The sequence below is a fragment of the Acinetobacter sp. WU_MDCI_Abxb74 genome (assembly GCF_025513915.1).
In the GTDB taxonomy this organism is placed as follows: domain Bacteria; phylum Pseudomonadota; class Gammaproteobacteria; order Pseudomonadales; family Moraxellaceae; genus Acinetobacter; species Acinetobacter calcoaceticus_C.
Genome location: NZ_JAHPRP010000007.1, coordinates 164,343 through 184,035, shown reverse-complemented (window position 1 = coordinate 184,035; position 19,693 = coordinate 164,343). Strand labels below are relative to the sequence as shown.

The following is a 19,693-nucleotide window of genomic DNA, read 5'->3' as shown; positions in this document are numbered from 1 at the left end:
ATAAATATACAAATGTAGAATTGTCTAACAATTAATAAACTTTCTGTAAGACTTTTAATTTTTTCCAATGCTGCAAAGGAAGTTGATCAAACCAAATAATGGCTACTTTCATAGGGGCCCCCTCAAAATAAATAACCATAAATAACTGATAATTAATTATTTTAGTGATTTCTACACGGGAAATCATCTTTTGCGAAGAGTATGCAACTGACCACGATTTTTGGTCTAAATATGCAATTTGAGAAATTCGTGATTTTTTCAAAAAAAATAGAAAACTAATAGACAAAAGAATGAGAGCAATCAACCACCAAATTGGTGATAACAATTGATAAAGTAGGATTGCTAAACTCAAGCCAATAAAAAGCTGAAATATTATCGAGAAACGACTATATTTCAGCTCAAAATTCAATTCTTTTATCAAAACAGTTTAGCCATGTACATACTGTTTTAATTTATAAATAAATTCACGTAATTCTGTGCGTGGAGGTTCAGAAACTTCCATGAACCAATCTAATAAATCCGGATCTTCTTGTTCAACTAATTCTGCAAATAAAACCTTCTCTGCTGGATCTGCTTTTAGATAATAGTTTTTTACATAAGGGTCAAAATAGACGTCAATTTCTTTTAAGCCGCGGCGTGCTCGATAAATTACTTTACGTTCTTCCAAGGTCATTTCGTCAGACATTTATTTCCCCACCTGCATTGATAGTGCGCTTAGTTTACCTGATCACATTCCAAAGATCGCTAAAAATATCAAATTGACCAAATTTATCATCTTGTGCTCATAATTGAGCATTCATCACATTGTTACGCAAGGAATGCTTACGTATGTTTAGATTCATAACATCACGCCTAAACCAAGGAAGAAATACAAATGCAATCTGGCGCTATTCGTCCCATTCCAAATATGTTACCAAGACAACTATTTAATGAAGAGCATGAGGCTTTTCGTGAAACAGTGCGTAAATTCTATGAAAAAGAAGTTGTTCCGAATATTGAAAAATATGAAAAACAGCAACATGTTGATCGTGACCTTTGGAATAAGGCCGGAGACTTAGGTTTACTGTGTACCACAATGCCTGAGCAATATGGTGGTTCTGGAGTAGACCGCTTGTACAGCATGATCTTAATTGAAGAACAAGCTTATGCGATGGACTCTAGTACTGGCTTTTCTTTGCATTCAGATATTGTTGCCAATTACGTGAACAACTTTGGTAATGAAGAACAAAAACAAAAGTGGTTACCGAAAATGGCCACAGGAGAAGTGGTCACAGCTATTGCGATGACTGAGCCTGGCACTGGTTCTGATCTACAAGCAGTAAGAACTACAGCCGTACTTGATGGTGACGATTATGTAATTAATGGTTCAAAGATTTTCATTACTAATGGCTATTTATGTGACATGGTCGTAGTGGTTTGTAAAACTGGCAATAACGACAAAGGTTCAGCAAACTTATCGCTCATTATTGTTGAAGCAGACCGAGCTGGCTTTAGCAAAGGTAAGCCTCTTAATAAAATTGGGATGAAAGGCCAAGATACGTGCGAATTATTTTTCGATAACGTTCGTGTCCCTAAAGAAAATCTTTTAGGTATGGAAGGCATGGGCTTTATTATGCTCATGAAAGAGTTAGCTTGGGAACGAATGCTAGTTGCTATTATTTGTCAGGCAGGAGCAGAAGCGGCATTTGCACATACGGTTCAATACACGAAAGACCGTAAAGCATTTGGTAAACATATTGGTGCATTTCAAAATACGCGCTTTAAACTTGCTGAACTGAGAACAGAAATAGATTTCTGCCGTACTTATTTAGATCGTTGTATGGAATTACAACTTGAAGAAAAATTAAGTGTAGAAGCTGCGGCAGCTGCTAAATATAAAATTTCAGATATGTTCTCAAAAATTGTAGATGAGTGCCTTCAATTACATGGGGGTTATGGTTACATGCTTGAATATCCAATTGCACGTGCCTACATAGATCATCGAGCAAATCGAATTTATGCAGGTACCAATGAAATTATGAAAGAATTAATTTCTAGAACACTTTAATAGCTTCATTATAAAAGGGGCATTACGCCCCTTTTATTTATCTAATATCTATTAAGACACTAGTTTTGGCTTACGCTCATTAGTTTCTGAACGTTTATGAAAATGCAGAACACCATCTTCAAATTTTGAATTTTTTAGCGATTTTTTGTCTTCTAAATAGTTATTAGTGACTTGCCATGGAGCATGCTTACCCTGTTTTGGAAGTTCATGTGCCGCACGGCTAATATAACCTGAAGACAATTTACCCATTACAGTATCTTCTTCCATTTCAGTCTTATCACCAGATGGGATCACTTCGTCATAGTGATTTTTATCCATATAATTTAACAAGCGACAAATATATTCTGCAGCGATATCAACTTTAAGGGTCCAAGATGCATTTACATAACCAATAATCATAGCCATGTTTGGTACATCACTTAACATCACACCGTTATAAAGCATATGTTCAGATGAATTAACTGCTTTCCCATCAATAGTAGCTTGAACGCCGCCCATAATCTGAACTTGTAAACCAGTTGCAGAAATCACGATATCCGCATCAAGATGTTTACCAGATTTAAGTAAAATACCTTTTTCGGTAAATTTCTCAACTTGATCTGTTTCTACACTAGCTTTACCTTCACGCAAAATCTTAAATAAGTCACCATCAGGTACCACACATAGACGTTGATCCCAAGGATTATATGAAGGAGTAAAATGCTTCATATCAACTTTACCCTTTAACTGCACTTCAATTGCTTTTAAGAGTAAACGACGCACAGTCTTTGGATGTTTCTGTGATAATGCATAAATAGCGCGTTGCATACCAATATTACGTGCACGGGTAAATTTATAAGCTGCCTCTTCAGACATAAATTTACGCGTTTTTTCATAGATGAAGTCGATAGACGGCACACTAGCAATATATGTTGGTGAACGCTGCAACATAGTTACATGCCCCGCTCCGCCTTTCGCCATTGCTGGTACTAAAGTAATGGCAGTTGCACCACTACCAATAATAACGACTTTTTTACCTGTGTAATCTAAATTCTCAGGCCAATGCTGTGGGTGAATGAGTTGCCCTTTAAATGCTTCTTGATTTGGGAAAGAAGGTGCATATCCCTGATCATAGTTATAATAACCAGTACACCCTACAACAAAGTTAGCAATCCAAGTTTGTTGTTTTTTCTTCCCATCTTCAATTACAACCTGCCATTTCTTTGATTCAGAATCATAATTAGCAGAAAGCACACGATGACCAAAGTGAATTTTTTCTTTTAATTTATATTCATCAATTACTTCGCCTAAATACCCTTTAATAGAAGCACCATCAGCTAATACATTCGCTTTACACCATGGCTTAAAATTAAAACCAAATGTGGACATATCTGAGTCTGAACGAATGCCTGGATAACGGAAAAGATCCCATGTTCCACCAAAAGATTCACGACGCTCTAAAATTTCAAATTGACGTTGTGGAGAATTTTTTGATAGATGAGCAGCGATTCCTATTCCTGAAATACCTGCGCCAATGATTAAAATATCAACTTGCTTTTCCATTTTATTTTTATACCCATTGTTGAGAATATAAGTTTATTAAAGCACAATTTTGACAATACACAATGTCAAGTTTGACCGTTTATCCGTTTTTTTATGTCAGTTGAGGACATTTTTATAATTTATTTAATTAGCAGAAATAAAAAAGACCGGTATAAAACCGGTCTTTTTTGAATAAAATCAATTATTCAGCTGAAGTTTTCACTTCACGATCTACAAGCTCAACGTAAGCCATCGGCGCTGCATCACCAGCACGGAAGCCCGCTTTAAGAACACGTAGATAACCGCCGTTACGTTCTTTGTAACGAGGGCCGAGTACGGTAAATAATTTACCTACAGTTGCAGCATTACGAGTACGAGCAAATGCTAAACGACGATTTGCTACAGTATCGTTTTTTGCTAGAGTGATTAAAGGCTCAGCAACACGACGTAATTCTTTAGCTTTAGGCACAGTTGTTTTGATCAACTCGTGTTCAAATAAAGAATTAGCCAAGTTTTGGAACATCGCTTTACGATGGCTGCTTGTACGGCCTAATTTCACACCACTATTACGATGACGCATGGTGATAGTCCTACTTAATTAACGGCTACGATAGGCAAAACGGTCGTCCATACGAAGACTAGCTGGTGGCCAGTTTTCAAGACGCATACCGAGTTGTAAGCCTTTCGATGCCAAAACATCTTTGATCTCTGTTAACGATTTTTTACCAAGGTTAGGAGTTTTTAACAACTCAACTTCAGTACGTTGAACAAGATCACCAATGTAGTAAATATTTTCTGCTTTCAAACAGTTAGCAGAACGAACAGTAAGCTCTAGATCATCTACTGGGCGAAGCAAGATTGGGTCAACTTCTTCACGAGGCTCTTGAGCAACTGGAGTTTGGTCTTTCTGAAGATCAACAAAAATTGCAATTTGTTGTTGCAAGATTGTTGCCGCTTTCCGGATTGCTTCTTCAGGATCAACCGTTCCATTTGTCTCGAGGTCGATTACCAGTTTATCTAAATCGGTACGTTGTTCTACACGCGCATTTTCAACGGTGTAAGAAACACGCTTAATCGGGCTATAAGAAGCATCTAATTGCAAACGACCAACAGGACGTGTTTCACCTTCAGGGAAACGAGAATCAGATGTTTCATAACCACGACCTTGAGCAACCTTCAAGCGCATTTTTAATGAGCCTGAAGCACTCAAAGTACCTATTAGATGTTCTGGATTAACCACTTCAACATTATGGGGTAAACGAAGATCAGCAGCAGTAATTTCGCCAGGACCTTGTTTCTCTAATGTTAAATATGCTTCATTTTGATCGAACAGCTTAATAGACAATCCTTTTAGGTTCAGCAAGAGCTCGACGATGTCCTGCTGCAAGCCTTCTAAAGTACTGTACTCGTGCTCGACACCTTCTATCTCAACTTCAACCACAGCAGCGCCAGGTAAAGAAGACAATAGAATGCGACGTAAAGCATTACCTAGAGTGTGGCCAAAACCACGCTCTAAAGGTTCTAGAATCACTTTTGCCGAGGTCCCGCTAACCGCTTCGACCTTGATCGCTTGCGGAGTTAGAAACTCGTTTGCAGTACGCGTCATTATTGCTACCTCAAGGATTATTTAGAATACAATTCTACAATCAAGCTTTCATTGATTTCAGCAGGTAAATCAGCACGATCTGGTGCAGCTTTAAACGTACCTTCAAGCTTAGAATGATCAACATCGATCCAAGCTGGAATACCACGTTGTGCAGCCAACTCAATCGCGTTTTTAATACGCAATTGTTGTTTAGCACCTTCGTGAACCGCAATTACATCACCAGCTTTAACTTGAATAGATGCGATGTTTACACGACGACCATTCAAAGTAATGCTACGGTGACTTACTAACTGACGAGCTTCTGCACGTGTAGAACCAAAACCCATGCGATAAACAACGTTATCAAGACGGCTTTCAAGCAATTTCAACAAGTTCTCACCTGTTGCGCCTTTAACACGAGCTGCTTCTTTATAGTAGTTACTAAATTGACGTTCTAACACACCGTAAATACGACGGACTTTTTGTTTTTCACGTAATTGTAGTGAATACTCAGATTGCTTACCACCGCGTGCCTGACCATGTTGACCAGGTGCTTTGTTAGCTTTTTTAGTTTTGACGTCAAAAGGTTTAACGCCAGATTTAAGTTGCAGGTCTGTCCCTTCGCGGCGAGAGAGTTTGCATTTTGGACCAATATAACGAGCCATGAATGTTTCTCCTTACACGCGACGTTTTTTAGGTGGACGGCAACCGTTGTGAGGAATTGGCGTCACATCGGTAATGCTGTTAATTTTATAACCCACTGCGCCTAATGCACGAACCGCAGACTCACGACCTGGACCAGGGCCTTTTACAAGGACATCCAGATTTTTCAAACCGTAATCTAAAGCTGCTTTACCAGCAACTTCAGCAGCTACCTGAGCAGCAAACGGAGTTGATTTACGTGAACCACGGAAGCCTTGTCCACCAGAGGTGGCCCAAGCCAATGCATTACCTTGACGATCAGTAATCGTAACAATGGTGTTATTAAAAGACGCGTGAATGTGTGCAACACCTTCAGAGACGGTACGGGTGACCTTCTTGCGTGTGCGAGTATCTTTAGCCATCTTTTAGCTTCCAGAAATCTTACTTTTTAATCGGTTTGCGCGGACCTTTACGGGTACGTGCGTTAGTTTTGGTGCGTTGACCACGGACAGGCAAGCTGCGACGATGGCGAAGGCCGCGATAGCAACCCAAATCCATTAAACGTTTAATGTTCATGGAAATTTCGCGACGTAAGTCACCTTCGGTAGGAACCTTAGCAACTTCTGCACGAATCGCATCAAGCTGAGCATCGTCCAACTCACGGATCTTAGTAGTCTCAGTAATACCAACTGCTGTTAAGATATTCTTAGCAGTATGGCGACCGACACCAAAGATGTAAGTGAGGGAGATAACAGCATGCTTGTTATCCGGAATGTTTACACCGGCAATACGAGCCATTCACTTTCTCCAAAAAGGCAGTAGAGATAATCAACCGCCCCACAAAATCTTGAGGGGCGGATATTAACCCAATTCGCCTACTGAAATCAACAGGTCTTGATTAGATTAACCTTGACGCTGCTTATGACGAGGTTCTGCGCTACAAATTACGCGAATAACCCCATTACGACGGATAACTTTACAGCTACCACAAATTTTCTTTACAGAAGCTTGTACTTTCATGATGAAACCTCTAAGTGCGCTTATCCCTTAGGATGAGCAGTCGTTTTTCTCATTAATGTTTGATTATCATATTGATGAGATGTTAAGTGCGCTTGTAGCTGAGCCATAAAGTCCATAACAACGACAACTACGATTAGTAATGAGGTACCACCCAAAGAGAATGGGATCCCAAAAGAACTTTGTAGAATCATTGGCATTAGACAAATGACCGTAATATAAATCGCACCAATAAACGTCAAACGATTAAGAATATGATCTAAGTAACGAGCAGTTTGCTCACCTGGGCGAATACCAGGCACATAAGCTCCGCTGCGTTTTAGATTTTCTGATACTTCCTTAGGGCTAAATACTAAAGCCGTATAAAAGTAACAGAAAAAGATAATTAACGCACCAAAGAGCACCAAATACAAAGGCTGTCCAGGCGACAATACTAAAGCTAAATCTTGTAAGCTACGCTTAATTAATCCAGCATTTGCATCTGCACTTCCTACCCATTGACCAAGACTCGCTGGGAACAAGAGTAAAGAACTTGCAAAAATCGCAGGAATCACACCAGCCATATTAATTTTCAATGGCAAATGCGTCTGCTGTGCTGTAAATATACGACGACCTTGCTGCTTTTGTGCATAGTTTACTGGAATACGACGTTGTGCTTTTTCAATAAACACAATGGCAGCCAACACACCTAAAGACAAAAGACCAAAGATCACAAGACCAATTAAGCTTGTCTGACCATTATCTACTGATGAAACTGATTGCATAATTAAGTTAGGCAAACCAGAAACAATACCAGCAAAAATAATCATTGAGATACCATTACCAATACCTCTTTCAGTGATTTGTTCACCTAGCCACATTAAGAACATAGTTCCAGCGACAAGTGATGTAACTGCTGGTATATAAAACTCAAGACCAACTGACAGAGTAATACCCTGACCAATCAAACCTGCACACATACCAACTGCCTGAACCACTGCAAGCAATAATGTACCCTGACGCGTATATTGATTAATTTTACGCTTACCTTGCTCACCTTCCTTTTTCAAGGCTTCTAGTGAAGGAATTACTGTAGACATTAACTGCACAATAATTGATGCAGAAATGTAAGGCATAATCCCTAAAGCAAGAATAGACATTCGCTCTAAAGCACCGCCAGAAAACATATTGAATAGCCCAAGAATAGTTCCTTGGTTCGCTTGAAATAAATTTTCTAACGCAGCATTATTAATGCCTGGTACTGGAATATGCGCTCCTAGTCGAAAGACCAGCAATGCACCGATTAGAAAACTCATCCGGCGAATAATTTCACGATATTTCACATGAAATGGCTGACCTTTCATCATGTTGACATGACCTGAAGAACTAGGAGACATAGACACTCGAGATTACTCCTCGACTTTGCCGCCAGCTGCTTCAATCGCAGCTTTAGCGCCTTTAGTCAATGCAACACCTTGAACAGTGAATGCACGAGTGATTTCACCAGAAAGTACGATACGAGCACGAATTTGGTCACGACGAACAACATTCGCAGCTTTCAAAGTTTCTAGGCTAACGATGTCGCCTTCCACTTTGTTTAACTCAGATAAACGTACTTCAGCAGTTTTTAAAGCGATTTGGCTAGTGAAACCGAATTTAGGTAAACGACGATAAATCGCTGTTTGACCGCCTTCAAAGCCTGGACGAACGCCACCACTTTTACGTGATTTTTGACCTTTGACACCACGGCCACCGGTCTTACCAACGCCAGAACCGATACCACGGCCTAAACGAAGGTTTTCACGTTTTGCACCTTCTGCAGGCGCAAGCTCATTTAAACGCAGAGTCATGGCTTATTCCTCTACACTAACCATATAGTAGACTTTGTTGACCATACCACGGTTAGAAGGCGTATCTTGCACTTCTACAGTATGACCAATACGACGCAGACCTAAACCTTGTAAGCAAAGCTTGTGATTTTTCAAGCGATGTGAAGAAGATTTAGTCTGGGTAACTTTAATCGTTTTCATGATTCATTACCCTTGAATTTCTGCTACTGATTTACCACGTTTCGCAGCGACTTTCTCAGGAGAAGTCATATCACGCAAACCTTTGAAAGTTGCGTTCACTACGTTTGCAGCATTAGTAGAACCATAACATTTAGCAAGTACGTTATGCACGCCTGCAGCTTCTAGAACGGCACGCATTGCGCCACCAGCGATTACGCCGGTACCTTCAGAAGCAGGTTGCATGTATACACGGCTTGCACCATGACGAGCATTCACAGGGTGTTGTAAAGTAGTACCTGCAAGGTCTACAGTAATCATGTTGCGACGTGCAGCTTCAAGTGCTTTAGAAATAGCAGCTGGAACTTCACGTGCTTTACCACGACCGAAACCAACACGACCATTACCATCACCCACAACAGTTAATGCTGTGAAAGAGAAGATACGACCACCCTTAACAACTTTGGCTACACGATCAACGGCAACCAGCTTTTCAACAAGACCTTCGTTTTGTTCAACTTTAGCCATGATTAGAACTCCAAGCCGTTTTCACGAGCAGCATCAGCCAAGGCTTTGATACGACCATGATATTTAAAACCAGAACGGTCAAATGCAACTTTAGTTACACCAGCTGCTTTCGCGCGCTCTGCGATTAAAGTGCCTACTTTAGTAGCCGCATCTACATTACCTGTAGTACCGCTACGTAAAGATGCATCCAAAGTTGAAGCTTGCGCTAAAACTTTGCCACCATCTGCTGAAATAACTTGAGCATAGATGTGACGCGGAGTGCGGTTTACACACAAACGAGTCGCACCCAATGCACGGATGTGCAAGCGTGTGCTTTTCGCACGACGCAAACGGGTTTGTTTCTTTTCGTTCATAAGAACCTCGCGCCTTATTTCTTCTTAGCTTCTTTACGAAGAATGACTTCATCCGAATAACGAACACCTTTACCTTTATATGGTTCAGGAGAACGATACGCACGGATTTCTGCCGCTACTTGACCTAACAACTGCTTGTTTGCTGATTTCAAAATGATTTCAGTTGCAGTTGGAGTTTCCGCTGTTACACTTTCAGGTAAAGCGTAGTCAATTGGGTGTGAAAAACCAAGGTTAAGGTTTACAACACTACCCTTAACCGCAGCTTTATAACCAACACCAACTAGCTGCAACTTACGTTCGAAGCCTTCACTAACCCCTTTTACAAGGTTATTCAATACAGCGCGAGCAGTACCAGCTTGCATCCAAGCATCTTTCGATTCTTTAACTGGAGCAAGTTGAAGTTTACCTTCTTCCTGTTTTAGCTCGACCAGCGCATGCAGGTTGAAAGACAACGTACCTTTGCTGCCTTTCACTTCGACCTGCCGGCCGTTCTGAGTAACTGTCACACCATTCGGTACAGTTACTGGGGCTTTAGCCACACGAGACATGAGGAATCACCTATTAAGAAACAAAAGCAATAACTTCACCACCAACGCCCGCAGCACGTGCAGCGCGATCAGTCATGATGCCTTTGCTTGTAGAAACAATTGCAATACCTAAACCTTGCTTAACGCTTGGAAGTTTATCTTTACCACGGTATTGGCGAAGGCCTGGACGGCTTACGCGCTTAACCACTTCGATAACTGGTTTGCCTTCGAAATATTTTAAAGTAATTGTCAAAGTAGATTTTGTCTCTTCTTGAGCAACTTCTACATTTGAAATATAACCTTCTTGTTGAAGAACGTTTGCAATTGCAACTTTCAACTTAGAAGAAGGCATAGAAACGGTTTGTTTCTTAGCCATTTGTGCGTTACGAACACGTGTTAGCATGTCGGCAACGGTATCTTGCATACTCATTTAGTCGCTCCTTACCAGCTTGCCTTAACAACGCCTGGTACATCACCCTGCATTACTGTGTCACGTAATTTGTTACGGCTTAAACCGAACTTACGGAAGTAACCATGAGGACGACCAGTTAAACCACAACGGTTACGAAGACGCACCGGAGATGCATTACGTGGCAATGCCTGTAACTTTAACGTCGCTTCGAAACGCTCTTCTTCACTTGCATTTACGTTTGCAATAGTAGCTTTTAATTCAGCACGTTTTGCAGCGTATTTAGCAACTGTTTTTTCGCGTTTCAATTCGCGATTAATCATACCTTTCTTAGCCATATCGACCTCTTATTTGAACGGGAAGCCGAATGCACGCATAAGCGCACGGCCTTCGTCATCGGTGCGAGCAGTCGTAGTAATAGTAATATCCATACCACGAATACGATCAATCTTATCGAAATCGATTTCAGGGAAAACGATTTGCTCTTTCAAACCCATTGAGTAGTTACCACGACCATCAAATGATTTCGAAGAGAAACCACGGAAGTCACGGATACGAGGGATTGCGATTGAGATCAAACGATCCAAGAATTCGTACATTTGGTCGCCACGTAAAGTAACTTTACAACCAATCGGCCACCCATCACGGATTTTAAAACCTGCGATAGATTTACGAGCAAGTGTAACTACTGGTTTTTGACCAGCAATTAATTGCATGTCGACTACAGCACCATCTAATAATTTCTTATCAGTTGCAGCTGCGCCCACACCCATGTTTAGGGTGATTTTTGTGATGCGTGGAATTTCCATCACGTTCTTAACGCTAAGTTCTTCTTTTAACTTGGCTTTAAGTTCATCATTGTAACGTGCTTTAAGTCTGGCCATTGCCTTTTCAACCTATTACTTCGCTACCGCCACTGATTCACCATTTGATTTATAAACGCGAGTTTTCACGCCATCAATCACTTGGTAACCAACACGGTCAGCCTTTTGGGTTGTAGCATTTAAAATTGCCACGTTTGAAATATGAAGCGAAGCTTCTTGAGTAACAATACCGCCTTCAGCGCCAGTTACACGATTCGGCTTTTGATGCTTCTTCACTAAGTTAAGGCCTTCAACCTTAACGCGGTCTTCAGAAACAGACAACACAGTACCCTGTTTGCCTTTTTCTTTACCTGCGATCACAATAACTTGATCGCCTTTTTTAATCTTAGCCATGATTGCCTCTTATAGAACTTCAGGAGCCAATGAAATGATTTTCATGAACTGTTCAGTACGAAGTTCACGAGTCACTGGTCCGAAGATACGAGTAGCAATCGGAGCTTTGTTGTTGTTCAGGATAACTGCAGCATTATCATCAAAACGGATCACAGAACCATCTGGACGACGAATGCCGAATTTAGTACGAACTACAACCGCATTCATCACGTCACCTTTTTTAACACGTGCGCGTGGGATTGCTTCTTTTACAGTAACTTTAATAATGTCGCCAACAGAAGCATAACGACGATGTGAACCACCAAGTACTTTAATACATTGTACGCGGCGAGCACCACTGTTGTCTGCTACGTCGAGCATAGTTTCGGTTTGAATCATTGCCCTACTCCAAAACCGAGCATCACCGGTCACAATTTCGAAAGGCTCAAAGAGTACTCGAAATTGTCCGATGATGCAACAAGAACGTCGAATTACTCAGCAGCTGCTTCAACTACTTCCACTAAAGTCCAAGCTTTAGTTTTAGAAATTGGGCGGCTTTCTTTAATGGTTACAACATCACCAATTTTAGCGACGTTATTCTCATCATGAGCGTGTAACTTAGTTGAACGGCGAATTGACTTGCCATACAACGGGTGTTGAACGCGGCGTTCAATAAGAACAACAATAGATTTATCCATTTTGTCACTTACGACTTTGCCGGTTAACGTGCGGACTGTTTTTTCACTCATTGTCCGTTCCCCTGTTTTTCGGTAAGGAGTGTCTTAATACGAGCAATTGTCTTACGAGCAACTTGCACTTCGTGCGATTTACCCAACTGACCAGTTGCTTTCGCCATACGAAGACGGAATTGGTTAAGCTGTTGCTCATCAAGCAAAGCTTTCAACTCTTCTACCGACTTTTCACGTAAATCTTTAGTTTTCATTACATTACCGTCCGAGTCACGATAGTGGTTTTAAACGGAAGTTTAGCAGCAGCTAAAGCAAATGCTTCACGCGCTAATTCTTCGTTCACACCTTCAATTTCGTACAGGATCTTGCCTGGTTGGATCTGGCAAACCCAGTATTCCACGCTACCCTTACCTTTACCCATACGCACTTCAAGAGGCTTTTGAGTAATTGGCTTATCCGGGAATACGCGAATAAAGATTTTACCACCACGCTTAATACGGCGGCTAATAGTACGACGTGCAGCTTCAATCTGACGCGCAGTCATACGACCACGTTCAGTTGCTTTAATTGCAATCGAACCAAATGATACTGTACTACCACGATGCGCTAGACCAGTATTACGGCCTTTGTGCACCTTACGGAATTTGGTACGTTTAGGTTGCAACATGGATTATTCTCCCTTGTCAGCAGCACGGTCACCGCGACGACCACGACGCTCTTGACCTTCACCACGACCACGACCACGTTTAGCTGGACGATCTTCAGCAGGAGCAGGGTTCATGACTTGTTTCATGCCACCTAAAATCTCACCACGGAAAATCCAAACTTTAACACCAATCGTACCGTAAGTTGTTTCTGCACGCACAGTCGCATAGTCAATATCTGCACGTAATGTATGCAAAGGTACACGACCTTCACGATACCATTCTGTACGAGCAATCTCTGCACCACCTAAACGGCCAGACACTTCAACTTTGATACCTTTAGCACCAGCACGCATAGTGTTTTGAACCGCACGCTTCATAGCACGACGGAACATTACACGCTTTTCTAATTGAGAAGCAATTGCTTCAGCAACTAAACGCGCATCTAAGTCTGGGCGATCAATTTCATTGATACTTACTTGCGCAGGAACACCCATAATGCTGGTAAGTTCGCGCTGTAATTTCTCAATATCTTCGCCTTTTTTACCGATTACGATACCAGGACGAGCTGTGCTAATTGTTACCTTAGCAGCGCCTGATGGACGTTCGATAAGAATATTACTGATCATCGCATTCTTAAGTTTTTTATTTAAAAACTCACGAACTTGAAGATCTTTAAGCAAATATTCAGCGTATTGTTTCGGACTCGCATACCAGTTAGCGTTATGACGTTTCACAACACCTAGGCGGATACCGATTGGATGAACCTTCTGACCCATATCAAACCCCTACCTTAACGGTGATGTGACAAGTACGCTTCGTAATACGATCTGCACGGCCTTTAGCACGTGGCATAATACGTTTAAGGCTAACACCTTCATCAACGTAAATCGTAGAAACTTTAAGATCGTCAACATCTAAACTGTTATTGTGTTCAGCGTTTGCAATCGCAGATTCCAATGCTTTTTTTACTAAAACAGCAGCTTTTTTATTGCTGAAGTTTAAAATATTTAAAGCATGCGCAACAGATTTGCCGCGAATAAGATCTGCAACCAAACGTGCCTTTTGTGCCGAGATAGCGGCACCGCGTAATTTAGCAGTTACTTCCATCATGACACCTATTAACGTTTAGACTTCTTGTCAACACCGTGACCACGATAGGTACGAGTTGGCGCGAATTCACCGAGTTTATGACCAACCATATGCTCAGTAACAATTACTGGAACGTGATTACGACCATTATGAACGGAAATTGTTAAACCAACAAAATCCGGAAGGATCATCGAACGACGAGACCAAGTTTTAATCGGCTTGCGAGAGTTACTAGCAACAGCCGCTTCAACCTTAGCGAACAAGTGCGCATCGACGAATGGGCCTTTTTTCAGAGAACGAGGCATTAGTCAGATTCCTTTACTTGACGCGACGGTCGCGAATAATCATCTTAGTCGTACGCTTATTGGTACGTGTCTTGTACCCTTTAGCTTTTTGACCCCATGGGCTTACAGGTTGAATACCTTTATTACGCCCTTCACCACCACCGTGCGGGTGATCAACTGGGTTCATCGCCATACCACGTACGGTAGGACGAACACCACGCCAGCGCGCAGCACCAGCTTTACCCAATGAGCGAAGGTTGCTTTCTTGGTTAGAAACTTCACCAATTACAGCGCGGCATTCAACATGAATTTTACGCATTTCGCCTGAACGAAGACGAACAATCGCGTAAGAACCATCACGACCCAACAACTGAACAGAAGTACCAGCAGAACGCGCTAATTGCGCACCCTTGCCAATTTTAAGTTCAACGTTATGAAGTGTAGAACCGATCGGCATGTTACGAAGTGGCAAGCAGTTACCTGGACGAATTGGAGCATCGTTACCAGATTGTACTTTATCGCCAGCACGTAAGCCTTTAGGTGCAATGATATAACGACGCTCACCATCAGCATATTTCAACAAAGCAATATGTGCTGTACGGTTAGGATCGTATTCAATGCGCTCTACAACAGCTGGGATGCTGTCTTTATTACGCTTAAAGTCAACGATACGATAGTGTTGCTTATGACCACCACCAACGTGACGAGTTGTAATGTGACCGTTATTATTACGACCACCAGTACGTTTTTTTGCTTCAACCAACGGTGAGTAAGGCGCGCCTTTGTGAAGGTGATCATGAACCACTTTCTCTACAAAGCGACGTCCTGGAGACGTTGGCTTACATTTTTGAATCGGCATAATTTTCGTCCTTATTCCGCTGCGCTTTCAGCGGTATCGCCCAAGTCAGCCATTTCAACATCTTGGCCGGCTTTCAGGGTGACGTATGCTTTTTTAACATCAGAACGACGTCCTAATGTTTTACCAAAGCGCTTAGTTTTACCTTTAGTAATAGTAGTGTTAACTTTAACAACTTCTACACCAAAAAGTTTTTCAACTGCTTTTTTGACTTCAAGTTTAGTAGCATTAATATCTACTTTAAATACTTGAACGCCAACAGTATCACCTAGAACTTGTGCCTTTTCTGAGAAGACTGGTCCTTTAAGGACTTGATAGATACGTTCGTTGTTCATCCGAGTTCTACCTCAATTTTCTTAGCAGCAGCTACAGACATAACAACTTTATCAAACGCGATCAAGCTTACAGGATCGATTGCAGTTGCATCCACCACATCTACATGTGGAAGGTTGCGTGCTGCAAGATATAAGTTCTCATCTACAGCTTCAGTAACGATCAATGCACGAGTGGCATTTAAATCGCCAAGCTTTGCAAGCAATTCTTTAGTTTTTGGAGCTGCAATAGCAAACTCTTCAACTAATACAAGACGATCTTGGCGAACAAGTTCAGCTAAGATACATTGCATTGCACCGCGATACATTTTACGGTTTACTTTTTGAGACCAATCTTGTGGACGAGCAGCAAAAGTTTTACCACCACCAACCCAGATAGGGCTACGAGTAGAACCCGCACGAGCACGACCAGTACCTTTTTGACGGAATGGTTTTTTACCACCGCCAGAAACGTCTGCACGTGACTTCTGAGCACGAGTACCTTGACGACCACCTGCTAAGTAAGCAGTAACAACTTGGTGTACAAGAGCTTCGTTAAATTCACGTCCGAAAGCAACTTCAGACAATTCAACAGCAGAGCCGGAAACAGTTTTCAAATTCACGGTATTTCCCCTCAGGCCTTGATGGTAGGACGTACAATCACGTCACCGCCAGTTGAACCAGGAATTGCACCTTTAACAACTAAAACAGAACGTTCAGCGTCAATAGATACGATTTCAAGACCTTGTACTGTTACGCGTTCATCACCTAAGTGACCAGCCATTTTTTTGCCTTTGAACACGCGACCAGGAGTTTGGTTTTGACCTGTAGAACCTAATACACGGTGAGAAAGTGAGTTACCGTGAGTAGCGTCTTGGGTACGGAAGTTCCAACGCTTAACACCACCTTGGAAACCTTTACCTTTTGATTGACCAGTTACGTCAACAACTTGACCAACTGTGAACAAATCAACACCAATAGTACCGCCAACTTCACGACCTTCAAGCTCAGCTTCAGTAACACGGAACTCTTTAACCAAACGACCAGCAGCAACACCAGCTTTCGCAAAGTGACCTTTCTGAGCGTTAGTTACGCGAGATTCGCGACGTTCACCAGTAGTTACTTGAACAGCTTGATAACCATCAGTTTCAAGTGTTTTGATTTGCGTAATGCGGTTTGGATCGACTTCGATGACTGTAACAGGTACAGAAACACCTGCATCTGTAAAGATGCGAGTCATACCACATTTGCGACCGACTAAACCAATAGCCATGTGCATAAACCTCTAAAAAAGCGGCCTAATTAACTTAAAAGTTAATCAACCGAAAGCCTTAACCCAAAGCGATCTGAACATCAACACCAGCCGCAAGATCTAATTTCATCAATGCATCAACAGTTTTATCTGTAGGTTGAACGATGTCGATCAAACGTTTGTAGGTGCGGATTTCGTACTGGTCACGCGCATCTTTGTTAACGTGCGGTGAAGTAAGAACGTTGAAGCGTTCGATGCGAGTAGGCATCGGAATTGGACCACAAACTTGTGCGCCAGTACGCTTAGCGGTTTCTACGATCTCTTGAGCAGATTGATCAATCAGACGATGATCAAAAGACTTCAAACGGATACGAATTCTCTGGTTAGACATACCAGTAAACTCCAAGCCAAACATATAAAGAATCACCCTTGACGCATCTCACCTATCGGTAAGTGTCAAAGGCAGTGAAAATCACTAAGGTCATGATCGATGCCACGACTGTAATGCACATTTACCACTTTCTTCGCAGCAAATGCCCCTCCTCTTGAGGGTCGCTCATTATAACGATTGTTTAACTCTTATGCAATTCTCTTTTTCTATTTTCTCCACAAAACCTGCTTTGATCGAGCATTGAGAGTTCATTTAGGCATTTACTACAAATTCAATAGCTTTATTTAGAAGTTGATTACCTTGCTCAAATTTTTGTGCTTCGGAATAGTGTAAATCATGCGTAGATTGAACATATTCTCCATCAAAAATAGACAACTCTTCTTCATCTTCAAGTAAAAGAGCTAAAGTTGCTGGTGTCATCTCTGGATGGAACTGAAAACCCAGCACATTTGTTCCAATCTGATACATCTGATTGCGACAAGCCCGATTTTCAGCCAAATGTATAGCGCCTTTAGGTATTTCAAATGTCTCACTATGCCACTGCATAACCTTTATATTCTCAGGTAAAGGAAAACTTTCTTGAGGTAAATTTGCAACTCTCTGCACTGTTGACCATCCAAGTTCCTGATAGCGATTACGACTCACCGCTGCACCCAATGCATTAGCTATCAATTGCCCTCCCAAGCAAAGACCAATAGCTGGTTTTCCAGCCGCTAAATAACGACGTAACCACCTTTTTTCTATCTTTAGCCATGGATAGTTTGCCTCATCATTTACACTCATGGTTCCACCCATGACCAATAACAAATCAACCTCTTCGATTTTGGGTAAAGCCTCTATTTCAAGTGATCGATCAACTGGAAGTGCAAAAAACTCTGTAGAGCTAATGGTCGCGTGGTGAGCTTTTAAAAATGAATAACAACTTCCAAATCCCTCACCAGCAATGTGTTGAAAATAGTGAACTCGTAAATGCGACTTCATGCGCTTAAACCTATTGTTGTTAGAATGTTGTAGTGGTCTTTGCAAAAATAAAGCCAAGTTTTTATTTTATGGGTCTACTGTAACGAAACGTCTTATAAAATTTCGTAAATATAGCCAATAATCTAAATTTCTCTTAATCTAACTTTATTATTTAAAATGCAACGCACTATGAAAAAGCATAACGACTTTCAGACTCGCCTCATTCATGCACAAAGAAAGGCTCCGCAATTTATTGAAACAGTGCAACCACCCTTATTTCGTGCATCCACTATTATTTTTAAATCAACTTCGCACCTTTTTGATCGTCATTGGACTGATGATTATGACTATAGTTATGGGACGCATGGCACCCCCACTACCTTCACATTAGGCGACAATATTGCGCAAATTGAAGGTGGATTGCATTGTTTGCTTGCACCGAGTGGTTTATCTGCAATTAATGTTGTGAACTCAGCATTTTTAGGCACTAATGATGAAGTATGGGTACCAGATAACATTTATGGACCGAACCTAGAACATTTAAATTATCTACAAAATCAATATGGCGTTATTGTTAAAGTATATAACCCCATTGATGCTTCAAGTTTTCAACCGACGGAAAGAAGCAAACTGTTATGGTTAGAGGCTGCGGGTTCAGTTACTCTAGAATTCCCTGATCTTAAAAATTTAGTTAAAAAAGCTAAAAAGCATGGCGTATTAACAGCGCTAGATAACACTTGGGGCGCTGGGCTTGCGTTTAATGCTTTTAATTTTTCTGATGAAAATCTAGCAGTCGATTTAACCGTCCATGCACTAACCAAATATCCAAGTGGGGGCGGTGATATCCTAATGGGCAGCATTGTAACTCGTGATGATAAACTCCATCACCGTCTGTTCCGCACACATGCCATTTTAGGTATTGCAGTTTCAGGAGATGATGCTGCTCAAATTCAACGTAGTCTTGCTCATATGTCTTTACGCTATGAACAACAATCTGCTAATGCTCAAACTTTACTTAAATGGCTAAAAGGCCAACCTCAATTTGCACAAGTTCTACATCCAAGTGATGAGACCGCCCCAAGTTATCAATATTGGCAAGAAATCTGCACAAATGGTCAAAGTGCAGGTTTAGTCAGTGTTATTTTCAAACCAGATTATGACATTGCAGCAGTACGTCGCTTCTGCGATGCATTAGAGTTATTTAAGCTCGGTTTTAGCTGGGGAGGACCAGTTAGTCTGATCATGCTTTATGATTTAAAAATGATGAGAAAACTTGAGAATACACATTTACAACAAGGATTATTGGTTCGATTCTGTATAGGACTAGAAGATCCACAAGATTTAATACAAGATATCGAAAACGCACTAAAACATTTGTAAAACGACAACATTATAGTGGCTCGC

33 protein-coding genes and 1 pseudogene are annotated in these 19,693 nt (G+C 41.3%); 2 read left to right on the top strand and 32 right to left on the bottom strand.

Annotated elements, in window-relative coordinates; genetic code table 11:
- Positions 1 to 31: 31 nt before the first annotated feature.
- Positions 32 to 421 carry a hypothetical protein gene (locus KTH84_RS13320; protein WP_262473532.1) on the bottom strand — a complete coding sequence of 130 codons (390 nt, stop codon included), beginning with the start codon at positions 419 to 421 and terminating at the stop codon, positions 32 to 34.
- A gap of 6 nt (positions 422 to 427) precedes the next feature.
- On the bottom strand, positions 428 to 685 hold the full coding sequence (locus tag KTH84_RS13315; protein ID WP_202743282.1) for a succinate dehydrogenase assembly factor 2: 258 nt from the start codon (positions 683 to 685) through the stop codon (positions 428 to 430).
- A 189-nt stretch (positions 686 to 874) separates the two neighbouring features.
- On the opposite strand from KTH84_RS13315, the gene KTH84_RS13310 reads away from it, so the two are divergent.
- Positions 875 to 2,047 (top strand): acyl-CoA dehydrogenase family protein, encoded by a 1,173-nt coding sequence (locus KTH84_RS13310; RefSeq protein WP_133971649.1) that lies wholly within the window; start codon positions 875 to 877, stop codon positions 2,045 to 2,047.
- Between the two features lie 51 nt (positions 2,048 to 2,098).
- On the opposite strand, the gene KTH84_RS13305 is transcribed toward KTH84_RS13310, so the two are convergent.
- The 30 genes and pseudogenes from KTH84_RS13305 to KTH84_RS13160 all read right to left on the bottom strand — a co-directional run bounded on the left by KTH84_RS13305 (position 2,099) and on the right by KTH84_RS13160 (position 18,310).
- Positions 2,099 to 3,589, bottom strand: coding sequence for a flavin-containing monooxygenase (locus tag KTH84_RS13305; RefSeq protein WP_075431077.1), 1,491 nt, complete (start codon positions 3,587 to 3,589; stop codon positions 2,099 to 2,101).
- Between the two features lie 181 nt (positions 3,590 to 3,770).
- Positions 3,771 to 4,148, bottom strand: coding sequence for a 50S ribosomal protein L17 (rplQ, locus tag KTH84_RS13300; RefSeq protein ID WP_042895180.1), 378 nt, complete (start codon positions 4,146 to 4,148; stop codon positions 3,771 to 3,773).
- An 18-nt stretch (positions 4,149 to 4,166) separates the two neighbouring features.
- Positions 4,167 to 5,174, bottom strand: a complete 1,008-nt coding sequence (locus KTH84_RS13295) for a DNA-directed RNA polymerase subunit alpha (protein WP_003653641.1) — start codon at positions 5,172 to 5,174, stop codon at positions 4,167 to 4,169.
- 17 nt (positions 5,175 to 5,191) lie between these two features.
- On the bottom strand, positions 5,192 to 5,818 hold the full coding sequence (gene rpsD / locus KTH84_RS13290) for a 30S ribosomal protein S4 (protein WP_005301294.1): 627 nt from the start codon (positions 5,816 to 5,818) through the stop codon (positions 5,192 to 5,194).
- Positions 5,819 to 5,830: 12 nt separating this feature from the next.
- A complete protein-coding gene (gene rpsK, locus KTH84_RS13285) occupies positions 5,831 to 6,217 on the bottom strand; it encodes a 30S ribosomal protein S11 (RefSeq protein ID WP_001040166.1) in 387 nt (128 codons plus the stop codon).
- A 19-nt stretch (positions 6,218 to 6,236) separates the two neighbouring features.
- Entirely contained in the window at positions 6,237 to 6,593 is a 357-nt protein-coding gene (rpsM, locus tag KTH84_RS13280; protein ID WP_003653646.1) for a 30S ribosomal protein S13, read from the bottom strand.
- Positions 6,594 to 6,698: 105 nt separating this feature from the next.
- Positions 6,699 to 6,815 (bottom strand): 50S ribosomal protein L36, encoded by a 117-nt coding sequence (gene rpmJ, locus KTH84_RS13275; RefSeq protein ID WP_000867907.1) that lies wholly within the window; start codon positions 6,813 to 6,815, stop codon positions 6,699 to 6,701.
- A 20-nt stretch (positions 6,816 to 6,835) separates the two neighbouring features.
- Positions 6,836 to 8,155, bottom strand: coding sequence for a preprotein translocase subunit SecY (gene secY / locus KTH84_RS13270; RefSeq protein ID WP_171056784.1), 1,320 nt, complete (start codon positions 8,153 to 8,155; stop codon positions 6,836 to 6,838).
- A 45-nt stretch (positions 8,156 to 8,200) separates the two neighbouring features.
- A complete protein-coding gene (rplO, locus tag KTH84_RS13265; protein ID WP_042895186.1) occupies positions 8,201 to 8,641 on the bottom strand; it encodes a 50S ribosomal protein L15 in 441 nt (146 codons plus the stop codon).
- A 3-nt stretch (positions 8,642 to 8,644) separates the two neighbouring features.
- On the bottom strand, positions 8,645 to 8,821 hold the full coding sequence (gene rpmD / locus KTH84_RS13260) for a 50S ribosomal protein L30 (protein WP_003653652.1): 177 nt from the start codon (positions 8,819 to 8,821) through the stop codon (positions 8,645 to 8,647).
- A 6-nt stretch (positions 8,822 to 8,827) separates the two neighbouring features.
- Positions 8,828 to 9,325 (bottom strand): 30S ribosomal protein S5, encoded by a 498-nt coding sequence (rpsE, locus tag KTH84_RS13255; RefSeq protein WP_003653653.1) that lies wholly within the window; start codon positions 9,323 to 9,325, stop codon positions 8,828 to 8,830.
- Between the two features lie 2 nt (positions 9,326 to 9,327).
- Positions 9,328 to 9,678 (bottom strand): 50S ribosomal protein L18, encoded by a 351-nt coding sequence (gene rplR, locus KTH84_RS13250; RefSeq protein ID WP_005043857.1) that lies wholly within the window; start codon positions 9,676 to 9,678, stop codon positions 9,328 to 9,330.
- 14 nt (positions 9,679 to 9,692) lie between these two features.
- Positions 9,693 to 10,226 (bottom strand): 50S ribosomal protein L6, encoded by a 534-nt coding sequence (gene rplF, locus KTH84_RS13245; protein ID WP_042895190.1) that lies wholly within the window; start codon positions 10,224 to 10,226, stop codon positions 9,693 to 9,695.
- A 13-nt stretch (positions 10,227 to 10,239) separates the two neighbouring features.
- Positions 10,240 to 10,635 carry a 30S ribosomal protein S8 gene (gene rpsH, locus KTH84_RS13240; RefSeq protein ID WP_005038490.1) on the bottom strand — a complete coding sequence of 132 codons (396 nt, stop codon included), beginning with the start codon at positions 10,633 to 10,635 and terminating at the stop codon, positions 10,240 to 10,242.
- 11 nt (positions 10,636 to 10,646) lie between these two features.
- Positions 10,647 to 10,952 (bottom strand): 30S ribosomal protein S14, encoded by a 306-nt coding sequence (gene rpsN, locus KTH84_RS13235; protein WP_009388045.1) that lies wholly within the window; start codon positions 10,950 to 10,952, stop codon positions 10,647 to 10,649.
- 9 nt (positions 10,953 to 10,961) lie between these two features.
- Positions 10,962 to 11,498, bottom strand: a complete 537-nt coding sequence (rplE, locus tag KTH84_RS13230; RefSeq protein ID WP_042895197.1) for a 50S ribosomal protein L5 — start codon at positions 11,496 to 11,498, stop codon at positions 10,962 to 10,964.
- Between the two features lie 15 nt (positions 11,499 to 11,513).
- The gene (rplX, locus tag KTH84_RS13225) at positions 11,514 to 11,831 is read right to left on the bottom strand and encodes a 50S ribosomal protein L24 (protein WP_002116820.1); all 318 of its coding nucleotides are present in this window, start codon (positions 11,829 to 11,831) and stop codon (positions 11,514 to 11,516) included.
- A gap of 9 nt (positions 11,832 to 11,840) precedes the next feature.
- Positions 11,841 to 12,209, bottom strand: a complete 369-nt coding sequence (rplN, locus tag KTH84_RS13220; RefSeq protein ID WP_001982634.1) for a 50S ribosomal protein L14 — start codon at positions 12,207 to 12,209, stop codon at positions 11,841 to 11,843.
- A 92-nt stretch (positions 12,210 to 12,301) separates the two neighbouring features.
- Positions 12,302 to 12,559 carry a 30S ribosomal protein S17 gene (rpsQ, locus tag KTH84_RS13215; protein ID WP_001291845.1) on the bottom strand — a complete coding sequence of 86 codons (258 nt, stop codon included), beginning with the start codon at positions 12,557 to 12,559 and terminating at the stop codon, positions 12,302 to 12,304.
- A complete protein-coding gene (gene rpmC / locus KTH84_RS13210; RefSeq protein WP_000849928.1) occupies positions 12,556 to 12,753 on the bottom strand; it encodes a 50S ribosomal protein L29 in 198 nt (65 codons plus the stop codon). The genes rpsQ and rpmC overlap by 4 nt, the downstream gene beginning before the upstream one ends.
- Positions 12,753 to 13,166 (bottom strand): 50S ribosomal protein L16, encoded by a 414-nt coding sequence (gene rplP, locus KTH84_RS13205; RefSeq protein ID WP_002049688.1) that lies wholly within the window; start codon positions 13,164 to 13,166, stop codon positions 12,753 to 12,755. The genes rpmC and rplP overlap by 1 nt, the downstream gene beginning before the upstream one ends.
- Positions 13,106 to 13,922: pseudogene (gene rpsC, locus KTH84_RS13200) on the bottom strand (30S ribosomal protein S3). Before rpsC ends, rplP begins: the two are co-directional and overlap by 61 nt.
- 1 nt (position 13,923) lies before the next feature.
- Complete coding sequence (rplV, locus tag KTH84_RS13195; RefSeq protein ID WP_004639524.1) at positions 13,924 to 14,253, bottom strand: 50S ribosomal protein L22; 330 nt, start codon at positions 14,251 to 14,253, stop codon at positions 13,924 to 13,926.
- 11 nt (positions 14,254 to 14,264) lie between these two features.
- Positions 14,265 to 14,540: a 30S ribosomal protein S19 gene (gene rpsS, locus KTH84_RS13190; protein WP_001138119.1), complete on the bottom strand. Its 276-nt coding sequence runs from the start codon at positions 14,538 to 14,540 to the stop codon at positions 14,265 to 14,267.
- 13 nt (positions 14,541 to 14,553) lie between these two features.
- Positions 14,554 to 15,378, bottom strand: coding sequence for a 50S ribosomal protein L2 (gene rplB, locus KTH84_RS13185; RefSeq protein WP_003653661.1), 825 nt, complete (start codon positions 15,376 to 15,378; stop codon positions 14,554 to 14,556).
- An 11-nt stretch (positions 15,379 to 15,389) separates the two neighbouring features.
- Positions 15,390 to 15,710, bottom strand: a complete 321-nt coding sequence (rplW, locus tag KTH84_RS13180; protein ID WP_003653662.1) for a 50S ribosomal protein L23 — start codon at positions 15,708 to 15,710, stop codon at positions 15,390 to 15,392.
- Entirely contained in the window at positions 15,707 to 16,309 is a 603-nt protein-coding gene (rplD, locus tag KTH84_RS13175) for a 50S ribosomal protein L4 (protein ID WP_042895205.1), read from the bottom strand. The genes rplW and rplD overlap by 4 nt, the downstream gene beginning before the upstream one ends.
- An 11-nt stretch (positions 16,310 to 16,320) precedes the next feature.
- Entirely contained in the window at positions 16,321 to 16,959 is a 639-nt protein-coding gene (gene rplC / locus KTH84_RS13170; RefSeq protein WP_133971645.1) for a 50S ribosomal protein L3, read from the bottom strand.
- 58 nt (positions 16,960 to 17,017) lie between these two features.
- Positions 17,018 to 17,329 carry a 30S ribosomal protein S10 gene (gene rpsJ / locus KTH84_RS13165; RefSeq protein ID WP_000070912.1) on the bottom strand — a complete coding sequence of 104 codons (312 nt, stop codon included), beginning with the start codon at positions 17,327 to 17,329 and terminating at the stop codon, positions 17,018 to 17,020.
- Between the two features lie 252 nt (positions 17,330 to 17,581).
- The gene (locus KTH84_RS13160) at positions 17,582 to 18,310 is read right to left on the bottom strand and encodes a type 1 glutamine amidotransferase (RefSeq protein WP_262473519.1); all 729 of its coding nucleotides are present in this window, start codon (positions 18,308 to 18,310) and stop codon (positions 17,582 to 17,584) included.
- Positions 18,311 to 18,478: 168 nt separating this feature from the next.
- Between KTH84_RS13160 and KTH84_RS13155 the strand changes: the two genes are divergently transcribed.
- Complete coding sequence (locus tag KTH84_RS13155) at positions 18,479 to 19,669, top strand: PLP-dependent transferase (protein ID WP_262473517.1); 1,191 nt, start codon at positions 18,479 to 18,481, stop codon at positions 19,667 to 19,669.
- Positions 19,670 to 19,693: the final 24 nt, after the last annotated feature.